Source organism: Actinoplanes derwentensis, from assembly GCF_900104725.1.
In the GTDB taxonomy this organism is placed as follows: domain Bacteria; phylum Actinomycetota; class Actinomycetes; order Mycobacteriales; family Micromonosporaceae; genus Actinoplanes; species Actinoplanes derwentensis.
The window spans coordinates 9,622,103-9,637,152 of sequence record NZ_LT629758.1; the positions used below are offsets into that span (position 1 = coordinate 9,622,103).

Here is a 15,050-nt window from a genome sequence, read left to right on the forward strand (position 1 = left end):
GCACACATTCCGCGCGCCGGCCCGCGATCACGAGGACGGCTGAGGGGTAGGAGCACCGTATGCAGGTCTGGCCTGGTCACCGGTACCCGTTGGGTGCTACGTACGACGGGACGGGCACTAATTTCGCGATCTTCTCCGAAGTCGCCGAGGCGGTCGAGCTCTGTCTGTTCGACCCGTCCGGCAACGAGCGGAAGGTGCTGCTGCACGAGCAGGACGCGTTCGTCTGGCACGCGTACCTGCCCGGGGTGGAGCCGGGTCAGCGGTACGGCTATCGGGTGTACGGCCCGTACGAGCCGCACCGTGGCCTGCGGTGCAACCCGCACAAGCTGCTGCTCGACCCGTACGCGCGGGCGGTCGACTCGGACATCGACTGGCACCCGTCGCTGTACGCGTACGACTTCGACAACCCGGATCAGATGTCCGAGCTGGACTCCGGGCGGTACATGCCGAAGGCCGTGGTGGTGAACCCGTACTTCGACTGGGGAAACGACCGCCGGCCGGACATCCCGTACCACCACTCGGTGATCTACGAGACGCACGTCAAGGGCCTCACCCAGCGGCATCCGGACATTCCCCGGGACATGCGCGGGACGTACTCCGCGATCGGCCACCCGGCGATCATCGAGCACCTCAAGGGGCTCGGCGTGACCGCGGTCGAGCTGATGCCGGTGCACCAGTTCGTGCACGACAACCGGCTGCACGACCTGGGGCTGAACAACTACTGGGGCTACAACACGCTCGGGTTCTTCGCGCCGTACCACGGGTATTCGGCGATGGGCTCGCTCGGCCAGCAGACCCAGGAGTTCCGGGGGATGGTCAAGGCGCTGCACGCGGCCGGCATGGAGGTCATCCTCGACGTCGTCTACAACCACACCGCCGAGGGCAACCACCTGGGTCCCACGCTCAGCCTCAAGGGCATCGACAACCGGACCTATTACCGGCTGGTGGAGGATCAGCCCCAGTTCTACATGGACTACACGGGTACGGGTAACAGCCTGAACGTGCGCAGCCCGCAGAGCCTCCAGCTGATCATGGACTCGCTGCGGTACTGGGTGACCGAGATGCACGTCGACGGCTTCCGCTTCGACCTGGCCTCCACCCTGGCCCGCGAGTTCTACGACGTGGACCGATTGAGTACGTTCTTCGAAGTGGTCCAGCAGGATCCGGTGGTCGGGCAGGTCAAGCTGATCGCCGAGCCCTGGGACGTGGGGCCGGGCGGTTATCAGGTCGGCAACTTCCCGCCGAACTGGACCGAGTGGAACGGCAAGTACCGGGACACGGTCCGGGACTTCTGGCGTGGTGAGCCCGCGACGCTCGCCGAGTTCGCCTCCCGGATCACCGGCTCCGCCGACCTCTACCAGGACGACGGCCGCAAACCCTTCCACTCGATCAACTTCGTGACCGCGCACGACGGGTTCACGCTCAACGACCTGGTGTCGTACAACGACAAGCACAACGACGCCAACGGTGAGGAGAACCGGGACGGCGAGAGCCACAACCGGTCCTGGAACTGCGGCATCGAAGGCCCGGCCGACGACCCCGGCGTGCTCGCCCTGCGGGCCCGGCAGCAGCGCAACTTCCTGGCCACCCTGATGCTCAGCCAGGGCGTCCCGATGATCTCGCACGGCGACGAGCTGGGCCGCACCCAGCAGGGCAACAACAACGCGTACTGCCAGGACAACGAGCTGGCCTGGATCGACTGGGAGAACGCCGACGAGCAGCTGCTGGAGTTCTCCCGCAAGCTGACCGCGTTCCGGCACCGGCACCAGGTGTTCCAGCGCCGCCGCTTCTTCACCGGTCTGCCGGTGACCGCGCGCGGTGGCGGTGACCCGCTGCCCGACCTGGAGTGGTTCACCCCGGACGGGCGGCAGATGGCCGGCGACGACTGGGGCAACGACTTCGGTCGGGCGGTGGCGCTCTTCGTCAACGGCGAGGGCATCCGTGAGCGCGGCCAGTACGGCCAGCGGCACGTGGACAGCTCGTTCCTGCTCTTCTTCAACGCGCACGACGCGCCGCTCGAGTTCTCCACACCTCCCGCCGAGTACGGGGAGAAGTGGGAGCGAGTCATCGAAACCGCCGAGCCGTCACCCGATCAGCCGTCCGTCGTAGAAGCCGGGCACAAGATCTGGGTACCGGACCGGTCCCTCATCGTTCTCGACAGGACCGTCTGATGCCCGCATCCAACCACCCCGCCGCCGCCCGCAAAAACGATGAAAACCCTCCTTCCAGTACCTATCGTATTCAGGTCCGCCCGGACTTCCCCCTGGCCGCCACCGCAGAGATCGTCGACTACCTCGCCGACCTCGGAGTGGGGCACCTGTATACGGCGCCGCTGTTGGTGTCGTCGCCCGGTTCTGAACACGGTTACGACGTCGTCGACCATTCACGGATCAATCCGGCGCTCGGTGATATCTCCGTTTTGAGCGCGGCGTTGAAGGCCCGTGATCTCGGGTTCGTCGTCGACATCGTGCCCAACCATGCCGGGGTCGCGGTTCCGCATACCAACCCCACGTGGTGGGATGTCCTGAAAAATGGACGCGGATCGGAATTTTCGGGCTTCTACGACATCGACTGGGAGCGCGGGCGGATCCTGCTGCCGGTCCTGGCCGACGAATCGGACGCGACTGACGATCTCCGGATCGAGGACGGTGAGCTGCGCTACTACGACAAGCGCTACCCGATCGCCGACGGAACCGGCGAGGGCACGCCGCAGGAGGTGCACGACCGGCAGCACTACGAGCTGGTCAACTGGACCCGTGGCGACTCCGAGATCAACTACCGGCGCTTCTTCTCGATCACCGACCTGGCCGGGCTGCGCGTCGAGGACCCGGAGGTCTTCGCCGCCACCCACGCCGAGATCCTGCGCTGGTACAACGAGGGCCTCGTGCAGGGCATCCGGGTCGACCACCCGGACGGCCTGCGCAACCCCGCCGAATACTTCAACCGGCTCCGCGACGCCGCCCCGGACGCCTGGATCGTGGTCGAGAAGATCCTCGAACCCGGCGAGACGCTGCCCGCCTGGCCGGTCGCCGGCACCACCGGCTACGACGCGATGGCCGAGGTCAACGGCGTCTTCGTGGACACCGCCACGGAGACCTTCTTCAACACCCTCGACCACCACCTGACCGGCGTCACCACCTCCTGGCAGGACCTGGTCCACGACGCCAAGTACCGGGTCGCCACCGAGGTCCTCGCGGCCGAACTGGCCCGGCTCGTCCGGCTCGCCCCCGAGATCGACGCCGCCCCCGAGGCCCTCGCCGAGTTGGCCGCCTGCTTCCCGGTCTATCGCTCCTACCTGCCGATCGGTGCCCGTGACCTGGCGACCGCCCGTGCCGAGGCCGGCCGCCGCAGACCGCAACTGATCAGCCGGCTGGACCAGCTCACCGCGCGGCTGCGCAACCCCGCCGACGAGCTTGCCGTCCGATTCCAGCAGTTCACCGGTGCGGTGATGGCCAAGGGCGTGGAGGACAACGCGTTCTACCGGTGGACCCGGTTCGTGGCCCGCAACGAGGTCGGCAACGATCCGGCCAAGTTCGGCGTCACCCCCGACGAGTTCCACCACTTCGCCGGGCAGCGGGTCCTGGACTGGCCGTTCACCATGACGGCGCTCGCCACCCACGACACCAAGCGCGGCGAGGACGTGCGGGCCCGGCTGGCGGTGCTGTCCGAGGTGCCCGGCGACTGGACCGAGGTGGTGCGCCGGTGGGTCCGGCTCGCGCCGCTGAAGGACCCGGCGATGGCCCATCTGATCTGGCAGGTCGCGGTGGGCGCGTGGCCGATCTCCAAGGACCGGCTGCGGGCGTACGCGGTGAAAGCGGCCCGGGAAGCCGGCACCTGCACGTCCTGGGTGCGTCCCGACGAATCCTTCGAGAACGCGTTACAGCAGATGGTCGACCGGATCTACGACGACCCGGCGCTGAACCGCGAAGTGACCGATTTCGCCGCGTCGATCACCCCGCCCGGCTGGTCCAACTCGCTCGGCCAGAAGCTGGTGCAGCTGGCCATGCCTGGAGTGCCCGACGTCTATCAGGGCACCGAACTGTGGGACCACTCACTTGTCGACCCGGACAACCGCCGCCCGGTCGACTTCGGCGAGCGCCGGGAACTACTCGGCCGCCTCGACGACGGGTGGCTGCCCCCGGTCGACGAGACCGGCGCCGCCAAGCTCCTGGTCACCAGCCGGGTGCTGCGCCTGCGCCGGCAGCGCCCGGAACTCTTCGCCGGGTACCGTCCGGTCTGGGCCGACGGCCGGGCCCCCGAGCACGTGTTCGCCTTCGACCGGGGCGGGGTCGTCGCGGTCACCACCCGGCTCCCGGTCGGATTGTCACGGCACGGCGGCTGGGGCGACACCACGCTGTCACTCGACGGACATAGTTGGACGGAAGTGTTCACGAACACCGGTTACGGCGGGAACCGCCTATCGGTGGCCGAACTGCTGCAGACCTATCCCGTCGCTCTCCTGGTGAAAGAATGACTCTCTTCTCGGTCTGGGCGCCGGACAAGCCCGTCACACTTCACCTGGACGGCCGCGACCACGCGATGGAGCCCGGTGAGGGCGGCTGGTGGCACGCCGAGGTCGCCTCCGAGGCCGTCGACTACGGCTTCCGCCTGCCCGATCAGGACCGGCCGCTGCCCGACCCGCGCTCGCCCTGGCAGCCCGACGGGGTGCACGGCCTGAGCCGGGTCTACGACCACGCCGCCTTCGGCTGGACCGATCAGGGCTGGACCGGGCGGCAACTGCCCGGCTCGGTCCTCTACGAGCTGCACATCGGCACGTTCACCCCGCAGGGCACGTTCGACGCCGCGATCGAGCGCCTCGACCACCTGGTGGACCTCGGTGTCGACCTGGTCGAACTGCTGCCGGTCAACGCCTTCAACGGCACCTACAACTGGGGGTACGACGGGGTCTGCTGGTTCGCCCCGCACGAGGCGTACGGCGGGCCCGACGGTCTCAAGCGTTTCGTCGACGCCGCCCACAGCCGGGGCCTAGGCGTGGTGCTCGACGTGGTCTACAACCACTTCGGGCCGAGCGGGGCGTACGCGCCGATGTTCGCGCCCTATCTGGGCGGCGGCAGCAACCCGTGGGGCAGCTCGGTCAACCTCGGCGGACCCGGCTCCGACGAGGTCCGCCGGTACATCGTCGACAGCGTCCTGATGTGGCTGCGCGACTACCACATCGACGGCCTGCGGCTCGACGCCGTGCACGCGCTGCACGACGAGGGTGCCGTCCACCTGCTCGAACAGATGGCCGTCGAGGTCGAGTCGCTCTCCACCGAACTGCGCCGGCCACTCACGCTGATCGCCGAGTCCGACCTCAACGACCCGCGGTTGATCACCCCGCGCGAGGCCGGCGGCCATGGCCTGCACGCCCAGTGGGACGACGACGTCCACCACGCCCTGCACACCCTGCTGACCGGGGAACGACAGGGCTACTACGGCGACTTCGGGTCCCTGGACTGCCTGCGCACCGTCCTCGAGGGTGGTTTCTTCCACGCCGGCACCTGGTCGTCGTTCCGGGGGCGGCGGCACGGCCGTCCGGTCGACCGGCAGCGCACCCCCGGCCATCGGTTCGTGGCCTTCCTGCAGAACCACGACCAGATCGGCAACCGGGCGGCCGGCGACCGGCTCACCGCGACCCTCTCGCCCGGACTGCTCAAGGTCGCCGCCACCCTGCTGCTCACCTCGCCGTTCACTCCGATGCTCTTCATGGGCGAGGAGTGGGCCGCCGGCAGCCCTTGGCAGTACTTCACCTCGCACCCCGAACCCGACCTGGCCGCCGCCGTGCGCAACGGGCGGCGCCGGGAGTTCTCCCGGCACGGCTGGGCCGAGGACGACGTGCCCGACCCGCAGGACCCGGCCACCTTCGAGCGGTCCAAGCTCGACTGGTCCGAACCCGGCAAACCCGGCCACGCCGAGATCCTCGACCTCTACCGGCGGCTGATCGCGCTGCGCCGGAGCCTGCCCGGGCTCACCGACCCGTGGCTGCACCAGGTCGAGGTGTGGCACGGCGACCAGCACGTGGTGATCCGGCGCGGGCCCAGCGTGGTCGCGGTCAACCTGGCCGAGTGCGCGCAGACGGTGAGCGTGCGGGCGCTGCCCAAGGCGGTGTTGCTGGCCACCTCACCGGGCGTGATCGTCGAACGGGATCGGCTCGTGCTGCCCCCGGAGAGTGCGGCGGTCGTCTCGGTCCGATGATGTGATCGTGAATATCGGTAAGCCGCGGAGCCGGAAGAAGAAGAAAAAAGATCGCGACTGTGACCCGGGGTGTGACTGTGACATCCCGGGTTGCGACTGCTTCTCGCTGAGCATGCTGGTGCGGTTGGCGGCCCTGCTCACTCGTACCCACGCCGGTGGATCCTGGGGAGAACGGGCCGCGACCGGCGCCATCCGCGGTTACCGGCGCATCTCGCCGCGCCTGCCCACCCGCTGCCGCTACCAGCCCACCTGCAGCGCCTACGCACTCCAGGCGATTCAACGGCACGGCCTCAGCGCCGGATTGCGGCTCACCGCGGGCCGTCTGGTCCGTTGCCGTCCCGGAGTTCCGTTCGGTACGGGGGATCCCGTTCCCTGACGATCTCGGGCACCATGACCTGTCTGGGGAACGGGAGGACAGGTTGATGGGGGACACCGACAACGGCGAACCGGCTGCCCGGCCGGCGTCACCGGCACCGTGGCGGCTGCCGCGACAGCTCGCGCCGGAACTGATCCGGCTGCTGCTGCGCACCCCGGAGCCGCCGGCGCCGGGTGAACCCGAACCCACCGCCGAGGAGATCGCCTCCCAGAACATCGCCCAGCAGGAGGTGATCCAGGAGGTCATCTCCGAGGTCGAGCGGGAGATGGTCGTCGACCGGGAGTACCGGTTCAAGGTGTGGCGGCTGGCCGGGCTCGGACTGCTGATCGTGGTGACCATCGCGGTCGCGCTGGGGCGGCTGCTGGTGGGCGGCCCGCCGACCGTCGCCGAACTGCGGGCGCAAGCCGGTGTGGACACCTGGACCGAGCTGCGGATCGGCGTCAAGGACGACCAGTTCGGTACGGCCTACCTCGACCCGGTCACCGGGATCTGGTCCGGATTCGACATCGACATCGCCTACATGGTCGCCGAGGACCTCGGATTCCGCCGGGAGGACGTGCTCTTCTACGGCCTGGAGAGCGAGGACCGGGCCCGGATGCAGGCCACCGACGCCAAGGGCAAACGGGTCCCGGTCCAGCTGGTGATCGCCAGCTACAGCATCACCAAGGAGCGGATCGAGGCGGGGGTGCACTTCTCGCAGCCGTACCTCTACACCGAGCAGTCGGTGATAACGCTCAAGGGCCACCGCCCGGTCGTCGCTCTCAAGGACCTCGACGGCCAGCAGGTCTGCACACTCTCCACCTCGACCAGTTCGACCGCGCTGAGCGAGGCCGGGGCGATCGTCACCCAGAAGAACCGGGTGCGGGAGTGCTTCGCCGCGCTCGACACGGGTGACGTCGAGGCGATCAGCACCGACGCCGCGATCCTGGCCGGCTGGAAACACCGCTTCCCGGCCAAGTTCGAACACTGGGACCTCGGCTTGGAGAAGATCGAGCGCTGGGGCATCAACGTGGGCGAGAACCCTGCCCTGGGGACGCTGGTCGACCTCACCCTCTACCGATCCTGGGCCGACCCCGACGACGACCGGTGGGAGAAGGCGTTCGAGGCCAATCTCCAGTCCGAGACCGACCCGGAGAAGAAGACCCCGATCGCCGTCGGTGAGCAGCCCCCACCGCCCCGCCCGGACGTGCGGTGGATGCCGTGGGAGGACCCGCTCGGATGAACGACTTCGAGATCCACACCGGGATGGTGGCCAAGGAACGGGTGTTGCCCCGGACCAGCTACCGCGCCGAACTGAACTGGCTGCTCGCCGTCCTGCCCGGTTTTCCACTGCTGCTGCTCGTGCTCCGGCTCTGGTACCTGTCCCGGCAGGACCTGCCGACCATGCTGCTGCTGGTGCAGTACATCAACCCGCTCGGCATGGTCGGGGCGCTCTTCATCACACTCAGCTGGACGGTTCCGGCGGCCATCCTGCTGGTCCGGGTGCTCGGCGGCATCCTGCTGGTGAGCGTGCCCGGACGGACGGCCACCTCGTTCCTCGCCGTCGCGGCACTGCGGATGCCCGGCTGGGTGGTGGTGATCGCCGCCGGGATAGCCGCCTTCACCTGGCAACTACGGATGTTGCCGCTGCTCATGCTGCTGATCGTCGCCATTCTCGGGCTGACCGCCGTGCAGGGTGAGCCGGGGGACAAATGGGTGATGTGGTGGCTCACCCTGGGCGTACCGATCCTGGTCGGTGTCCTGGTCTGGATCTTCGTTTGGCCGGGAGTGGTCGCCGCGGTGCGCGCCGGGGACTACGGGATGGCCGTACTCCTCGCGGCTCCTCCGCTCTTCGGCCCGATCCTCACCGGACCCGTCCCGCAGCGCTGGGCCCGCGTCGCCACCCACTGGCCGGCCGTCGTCGCCGCCTTCGCGATGCCGTTCATGGTCGGCGTCGCCTTCCTTCGCGCACCCGTCCTGCCGGACACCGCCGTCGAGGTCGCCACCGAGGGTGAGCCGGTCCGGGTGGTCCGCGGGCAGCTCATCGCCGTCGACGACACCTCCACCACGATGCTCGAACCCACCGGTCAGGTCACCTTCATCCGCAACGGCGAGGTCGAGTCGAAAACCCTCTGCCCCCAAGCGGTCGACACCCCGGACAGTGGTCTCACCGTCCGGGGCTGGCCGGTCGAGGCCCCGGCACTGGAATGGATCGCACCGACACGGCCGGTGACTGAAATCGATCCCCGATGCCTCGGGCGACCCCTGGAACGGGGCACAGCCGGTGGATAAGTGTATTTTCACCAACGACATGTGCGACATGCCGCCCACCACGTGCAGACAGGCTGGCGCCGACCTGGCAGGCTGCACGCCATGACCTTGCACCTCCGGTGGGCGGCTGTCACCGATCAGGGACACGTCCGCAGCAACAATGAGGACTGTCACTACGCCGGTGACCAGCTCCTCGTCGTCGCGGACGGTATGGGCGGCATGGCCGCCGGTGATCTGGCAAGCCGGATCACCATCGAAGCCATGGTTTCGCTCGACACGCCGATCGACACCGAGAACCAGATGGACGCCCTGCACCGGGCTCTCGAGAACGCCAACGGCCGGATCGCCGAACAGGTGGCCGCCGACCCCTCCCTCCAGGGCATGGGCACCACGCTGACGGCGGTGATCTTCAACGGGGAACGCGCGGCGATGGCGCACGTCGGTGACTCCCGCGCGTACCTGCTGCGCGACGGCCGGCTCAACCAGCTCACCAAGGACGACACCTACGTCCAGATGCTGGTCGACCAGGGCCTGATCAAGCCGGACGAGGCGGCCGTGCACCCACGGCGGGCCGTCGTCACCCGTGTCCTGCAGGGCGAACCGGTCACCCCGGCCTACGTGATCGTCGAACCCCAGCGTGGCGACCGCTGGCTGCTCTGCAGCGACGGGCTCACCGGCGTGGTGACCGACCCGGTCCTCGAAGAGGAGCTGCGCACCATCGCCGACCCCAAGTCGTGCGCGGAGCGCCTCATCGACCTCGCGCTGCGCGGCGGTGGACCCGACAACATCACGGTGATCGTTGCCGATGTAGACGCGATGCCGACGTGACCTCCGCGGACTGAGCAGGTATTTTACTCCGGCCGCGCTCCTGCGGCCCGGACTCAGGTGGTGATCACCACGGCGCGACTGATCGGCACGCTGGCGTTGACTCTGGGTGTGGTCGCCTTCGGCGAACTCGCCCTCGGCACGCCACGCCTCTACACCGACACGGCGCAGTTCATCGCCGGGCTCCTCGCGGCGGTCGTCTGCCTCCGCGCGGGCCACAGCCGCACGGGCATCCCGCGCAGCTGGCGGCGGCTCGCCGCCACCGGACTGTTCGTCTGGTCGCTCAACCGGCTCTGGTGGATCGCCCAGGACCTGATCGGCGTCGACCGGGACCCGCCACAGCGGCTCACCGACGTCGGTCTCTTCGTGCTGCCCGTCTGCATGCTGCTCGGACTGCTCGGCGCCGTGCACACCCGGCCCCGGCCCGCGCCCACCTCACCGGTCCGCGACCAGATCGCCCTGCTCCTGGACAGTGTCCTGATCACCGGGTCGGTGCTCGCCCTGGCCTGGTCGGTCCTGCCCGGCGTGCCCGCTCCGAACGGTCTCGCCGCCGGTTACCTGATCACCGACCTGATCCTGTTCACCATGGTGGTGCTGCTGCTCACCACCCGGCCCGACTCCCCGGCCGGGCGGCGCCCGCTCCGGCTCGTCGGATCGGCCCTGCTCGCCTTCGGCGTGGCCGACACCGTCCGTCTCCTCGGCGACGGGCCCGGCTGGCTCGAAGGGCTCGGCCACCTGCTCGGGCCGGCGTTCATCGCGATGGCCGCCCTCAGCCCCTCCCGGCTGGTGCCCCCGCTCGCCGACCCCGACCGCATCGAACGCGACTGGTTCCGGCTCCTGCTGCCGTACGGCCCGGTCGTCGTCGCCGGAGTCGTCCTGGTGGTCCGCACCGTCACCGGCGGCTTACTGACCCCGTTCGAGGCCTACCTCGGCTGGCTCGGCCTGGCCCTCGTGATCACCCGGCAGATGATCACCATCGTCGACAACACGGTCCTGTTCGACCGGGTCGCCGTCACCCAGCGCCGCCTCCACCACCAGGCCTACCACGATCCGCTGACCGGACTGGCCAACCGTGCCCTCTTCCGGGAACGCCTCGTCCACGCGATCGACGCCCACCAGGAACGCGGCACTCCCGTCGCGGTCCTCTTCGCCGACCTGGACGACTTCAAACTCATCAACGACACGTTCGGCCACGCCGTCGGCGACCGGGTCCTGCAGGCCATCGGCGAACGGATGCGGGCCGGCGTGCGCTCCCAGGACCTGGTGGCCCGGCTCGGCGGCGACGAGTTCGCCATCGTCCTCGACCAGAGTGGCCTGCCGGTCCCCGAACCCCGCCGCCGCTCCTCCTGGCGCGGTGGCTCCTCCTGGCGCCGCGCCGACGGCGGGTCGCGGCAGCGGCGATACGTGCTTTCCGCCGCCGGGGTACGGGTCTCCGAAGCCGCCTCCTCCGCCGCGACCTCCTCCGCCGCGACCTCCTTTGCCGCCGCGTCTTCTTCTGCCGGTGTCTCGCCTTCTGCCGGCGTCTCCGCGGCCTCCGCTGTTGTCTCCGCCTCTGCCTCCGGGGCGGGTTCGGTCGACGGGCTCGGTGGGGCCGAGGGCGGCGTCGAGCCGGTGATGAACCCCGAGGAGTGGGCCGCCGAGGCCGAAGCCATCGGGCAGCGGGTGCTGACCACGCTGCGCGAGCCCTACGTGCTCGACGGCCGGTCCATCACCGTCGGCGTCAGCATCGGCCTGGTCACCGCCGAACCCGGCGACCGCCTCTCCGCCGATCTGCTGCTGCGCCGCGCCGACGCCGCGATGTACGCCGTGAAACGCCGCGGCAAGGGCGCCCTGATCCGCTACACCGGCCCCCGCGACGCCGGCCCGAACGCCGACCTCCCGCAACTACTGGCCGGAGCCCTCGCCGGTTCGCCCGCGGCCGCCGGGTTCGACGTCCACTACCAGCCGATCGTGCGGCTCAGCGACGGCGCGACGGTAGCCGTGGAGGCGCTGGCCCGCTGGACCGACCCGGTCGCCGGCCCGGTGCACCCCGACGTCTTCGTCACGATGGCCGAACGCACCGGCCTGGTCTCGGCGATCGACGACTTCGTCCTGGACCGGGCCTGCGCCGACGCCGCGAACCTCGCCGAACTGCACGGCCGCCCGATCGGAGTCCACGTCAACGTCTCCGCCGGCCGCCTGGCCGGCCAGGGCTTGGAGGAGGCGGTCCGGGCCGCCCTGACCCGCCACGACCTGGCCCCCGAGCACCTGATCATCGAGATCACCGAAACCCTGCGGATCCCCGACCTGCCGTACGCCGCCGCCCTGGTCGAACGGTTGCGCTCGATCGGCGTCCGGGTGGCCCTGGACGACTTCGGCAGCGGCTACAACGCCCTCGCCCAACTGCACGCCATGCCGGTGGACATCGTCAAGCTGGACTCCACGCTGACCGACGTGGACGCCTCCCCCGACCGTGCCGGTGCCCTGTGCCGTTCGGTCCTGGCGATCTGCGCCGAACTCGGTATCACGGTGGTCGCCGAAGGCCTGGAGACGAAGGAACGCGCCCAGGCCCTGGCCGACCTGGGTTGCCCACTGGGCCAGGGCTACCTGTACGGCGCCCCGGCCCCCTTGAACCGCCTCGGGAACACCACCACCCCGGAAGCCCTCGTCAGCACCGAATCGCTGGGGAACACCCCCACCTCTGAATCGCTCACTCCTGAATAGTTCGGGAACGCCACCAGCCTCGAACCCGAAGGCTCGCCATGTGCTGTCAGCGGGACCGCGGATTCGTACGCCGGGTCGGTTCGGCCGTCGCCGGGTCCTCCGGCCACGGGTGACGTGGGTAACGTCCGCGCAGTTCAGCACGCACCTGCGGGTAGCCCCGGGCCCAGAACGAACCGAGGTCACTGGTGACCGCCACCGGCCGCCCCGCCGGGGACAGCAGGTGCAGCAGCACCGGAACCCGCCCACCGGCCAACCGTGGCGCCTCCCGCCAGCCGAACGCCTCCTGCACCTTGACGGCCAACACCGGCGCCGCCGGATCGCTGTAGTCCACCCGGACGTTCGAACCACTCGGCACCGGCAGCCGCTCCGGGGCCACCTCGTCCAGCCGGCCCGCCACCGACCAGGGGATCAGCCGCCGTAGCCCACCGGCCACGTCGAGCCGGGCGAGATCGGACCGCCGCCGGGCCGACCCGAGATCGAGCCAGTCCGCGATCCCGGCCAGTAGCGCTGAGTCGGACATGTCCGGCCACGGTTCACCGAGCGCCGCGTGCGCGAACGTCAACCGGCTCCGTAACTCGGCGGCCCCGCGACTCCAGGTGAGCAGGTCCAGCCCTTCGTCACGCAACCCGGCGGCCAGCGCCTCGCGGACCAGTGCCGGATCCGGGTCGGTGAGGCGGGTGGAGGCCAGGGTGATCGCGCCCAGCCGCCGAACCCGGCGGGCCACCACGTCCCCGTCGATCCAGCCGATCTCGGTGGTCTCGGCCAGCAGGGAGGCGGCCACCTCACGGGCGGTCGCCTCGTCGATCGGCGCGGCGCTGCGAACCCGCGCGGTCCGGGCTCCGGCGGTCCGGTCCGCGCTCGCCACGGCGATCCACGGTGTGCCGGTCAGCGGACTCCCGACGGGCAGTTCGGCTTCGGTGCCACCGGCCATCAGGTACGCCCGGCCACCCGCCTCGCGGGCCCGCGCCACCCGCTCGGGATAGGCCAGCCCCACCACCAGCCCAGCCGCGAGATCATCGGCAAGCCGCCCATCAGCCCCTGCCTGCCGTCCGCTTGCCTCTACGTGCCGCCCTCCGGCCTCTGTCTGCCGTCCGCCGGACCCAGCGTGCCGGCCGCTGGTTCTGGGGCCTTCGTCCGATCCGGTGGTCGGTGCCGCTGGTGGGTCGTCGGGGGCCGCGCCGGTGGTGGCCCGGTTGACGGCTCGGGTCAGGCGGCGGACCTCGATGCGCCAGGTGGGGTCGTCGTTGTTGCGGGCGGTCCGCCAGGCGGTGACGACGTCGCCGGTGGTCGTGCGGTCGTCGTCGAGGACGGCGACCAACTCGGCGGCCCGGGTGGCGCCCAGGACCGCGGCGCCGTCCAGCAGAGCCCGGGCCAGGCGTGGGTGCAGGCCGGCCCCGGCCAGGGCCCGGCCGCGCGCGGTCACCCGGTCGCCGGGGCCGAGTGCGCCGAGGTCGTGCAGGGTGGCCGTGGCCACGCGCAGAGCCCCGGCCGGAGGCGGGTCGGGCAGGGCGAGCCCTTCGCCGTCGGGATGGCCCCACAACGCCAGGTCCAGCACGAACCCGGTCAGGTCGGCGACCGCGATCTCCGGCTCGGGCTGGGCCGGCAGCCGGTCGTGCAGCGCCGGTGACCAGCAACGGTAGACCCGGCCGGGTGCCTCTCGCCCGGCCCGCCCGGCGCGCTGCTCGGCACTGGAACGGGAGACCGGCACCGTCGCCAGGGCACCCAGGCCGCGGGCGTGGTCCATCCGGGGGACCCGGCTGAGCCCGGCGTCGACGACGGATCGCACGCCCGGCACCGTCAGGCTGCTCTCGGCGACCGCGGTGGCCAGCACCACCCGGCGGCGTGGGCCGGCGCGCAACGCCGCGTCCTGCGCGGAACCGGACTGGCGGCCGTGCAACGGGACCACGTCGATGTCGGCGAGACCACGGAGGCGACCGGCGACAGTCTCGATCTCCCGGGCACCGGGAAGGAAGACCAGCACGTCACCGTCGCCCTCGGTCAGGGCCCGCCGGGCGGTCGCCGCGACGTGGTCGAGCAGCCGGGGATCGACCCGGAGCCCGAGCGGTGGGCTGATCGGGCCGGCCGGGGGAGCCCAGATCACCTCGACGGGATAGGTGCGGGCATACGCGGTGAGCACCGGCGCCGGCTGGCCCGGCTCGCCCAGAACCACCGCGAGCCGGTCGGAGTCGGCCGTCGCCGAGGTCGCCAGCAGCCGCAGGTCCGGCCGTAGCGCGGCACGCGCCTCGACCAGGAAGGCGAGCGCGAGGTCGGAGTCGAGGTGACGCTCGTGGCACTCGTCGAGGATCACCGTGCCGACCCCGGCCAGCTCGGGATCGGCCTGGAGCCGGCGGACCAGCAGGCCGGTGGTGACCACCTCGACGACCGTCTCGCGGGACACCTGCCGCTCGCCGCGCACCGCGAAACCCACCCGCTGCCCCGGACGCTCGCCGAGCAGGGCGGCCATCCGCCGGGCGGCGGCCCGGGCGGCGACCCGGCGCGGCTCGGCCACGATCACCTTGCTGCCGGGCGTGGCCAGCGCGAGCGGGACCAGCGTGGTCTTGCCGGTGCCGGGCGGCGCCACCAGGACCGCGGCACCGGCCCCGGCGAGAACGGCGGCCACCTCGGGAAGGGCCGGGCGGACCGGGAGATCGGGCAGGGACTCGGCAGGAATGAGCACGCGCCAAGTCTCGCCCATGCGCCT

General features: G+C 70.7%; 9 protein-coding genes. 8 read left to right on the forward strand and 1 reads right to left on the reverse strand.

Translation table 11 applies throughout. From position 1 onward, the window contains the following. The first annotated feature begins 59 nt into the window (after positions 1-59). The 8 genes from glgX to BLU81_RS43050 all read left to right on the forward strand — a co-directional run bounded on the left by glgX (position 60) and on the right by BLU81_RS43050 (position 12,349). Positions 60-2,171 (forward strand): glycogen debranching protein GlgX, encoded by a 2,112-nt coding sequence (gene glgX, locus BLU81_RS43015; RefSeq protein ID WP_092554911.1) that lies wholly within the window; start codon positions 60-62, stop codon positions 2,169-2,171. Then, positions 2,171-4,474: a malto-oligosyltrehalose synthase gene (treY, locus tag BLU81_RS43020; RefSeq protein ID WP_092554913.1), complete on the forward strand. Its 2,304-nt coding sequence runs from the start codon at positions 2,171-2,173 to the stop codon at positions 4,472-4,474. The genes glgX and treY overlap by 1 nt, the downstream gene beginning before the upstream one ends. Continuing rightward, complete coding sequence (gene treZ, locus BLU81_RS43025) at positions 4,471-6,195, forward strand: malto-oligosyltrehalose trehalohydrolase (RefSeq protein ID WP_092554915.1); 1,725 nt, start codon at positions 4,471-4,473, stop codon at positions 6,193-6,195. The genes treY and treZ overlap by 4 nt, the downstream gene beginning before the upstream one ends. A 112-nt stretch (positions 6,196-6,307) precedes the next feature. Then, positions 6,308-6,571 carry a membrane protein insertion efficiency factor YidD gene (yidD, locus tag BLU81_RS43030; protein WP_092558469.1) on the forward strand — a complete coding sequence of 88 codons (264 nt, stop codon included), beginning with the start codon at positions 6,308-6,310 and terminating at the stop codon, positions 6,569-6,571. Positions 6,572-6,617: 46 nt separating this feature from the next. Further along, positions 6,618-7,793, forward strand: a complete 1,176-nt coding sequence (locus BLU81_RS43035; RefSeq protein ID WP_092554917.1) for a transporter substrate-binding domain-containing protein — start codon at positions 6,618-6,620, stop codon at positions 7,791-7,793. Continuing rightward, positions 7,790-8,842 (forward strand): hypothetical protein, encoded by a 1,053-nt coding sequence (locus BLU81_RS43040; protein WP_231953800.1) that lies wholly within the window; start codon positions 7,790-7,792, stop codon positions 8,840-8,842. Before BLU81_RS43035 ends, BLU81_RS43040 begins: the two co-directional genes overlap by 4 nt. A gap of 81 nt (positions 8,843-8,923) precedes the next feature. Then, on the forward strand, positions 8,924-9,649 hold the full coding sequence (locus BLU81_RS43045) for a PP2C family protein-serine/threonine phosphatase (RefSeq protein WP_092554919.1): 726 nt from the start codon (positions 8,924-8,926) through the stop codon (positions 9,647-9,649). 57 nt (positions 9,650-9,706) lie between these two features. Continuing rightward, positions 9,707-12,349, forward strand: coding sequence for a putative bifunctional diguanylate cyclase/phosphodiesterase (locus BLU81_RS43050; RefSeq protein WP_092554921.1), 2,643 nt, complete (start codon positions 9,707-9,709; stop codon positions 12,347-12,349). 46 nt (positions 12,350-12,395) lie between these two features. On the opposite strand, the gene BLU81_RS43055 is transcribed toward BLU81_RS43050, so the two are convergent. Further along, on the reverse strand, positions 12,396-15,020 hold the full coding sequence (locus tag BLU81_RS43055) for an ATP-dependent RNA helicase (RefSeq protein WP_197686484.1): 2,625 nt from the start codon (positions 15,018-15,020) through the stop codon (positions 12,396-12,398). Between the last annotated feature and the right edge of the window lie 30 nt (positions 15,021-15,050).

Coding starts and splice junctions, on each gene's coding strand:
- yidD (WP_092558469.1), top strand. CDS start 6,308: ATGCTGGTGCGGTTGGCGGCCCTGCTCACTCGTACCCACGCCGGTGGA.
- treZ (WP_092554915.1), top strand. CDS start 4,471: ATGACTCTCTTCTCGGTCTGGGCGCCGGACAAGCCCGTCACACTTCAC.
- glgX (WP_092554911.1), top strand. CDS start 60: ATGCAGGTCTGGCCTGGTCACCGGTACCCGTTGGGTGCTACGTACGAC.
- BLU81_RS43035 (WP_092554917.1), top strand. CDS start 6,618: ATGGGGGACACCGACAACGGCGAACCGGCTGCCCGGCCGGCGTCACCG.
- BLU81_RS43040 (WP_231953800.1), top strand. CDS start 7,790: ATGAACGACTTCGAGATCCACACCGGGATGGTGGCCAAGGAACGGGTG.
- treY (WP_092554913.1), top strand. CDS start 2,171: ATGCCCGCATCCAACCACCCCGCCGCCGCCCGCAAAAACGATGAAAAC.
- BLU81_RS43045 (WP_092554919.1), top strand. CDS start 8,924: ATGACCTTGCACCTCCGGTGGGCGGCTGTCACCGATCAGGGACACGTC.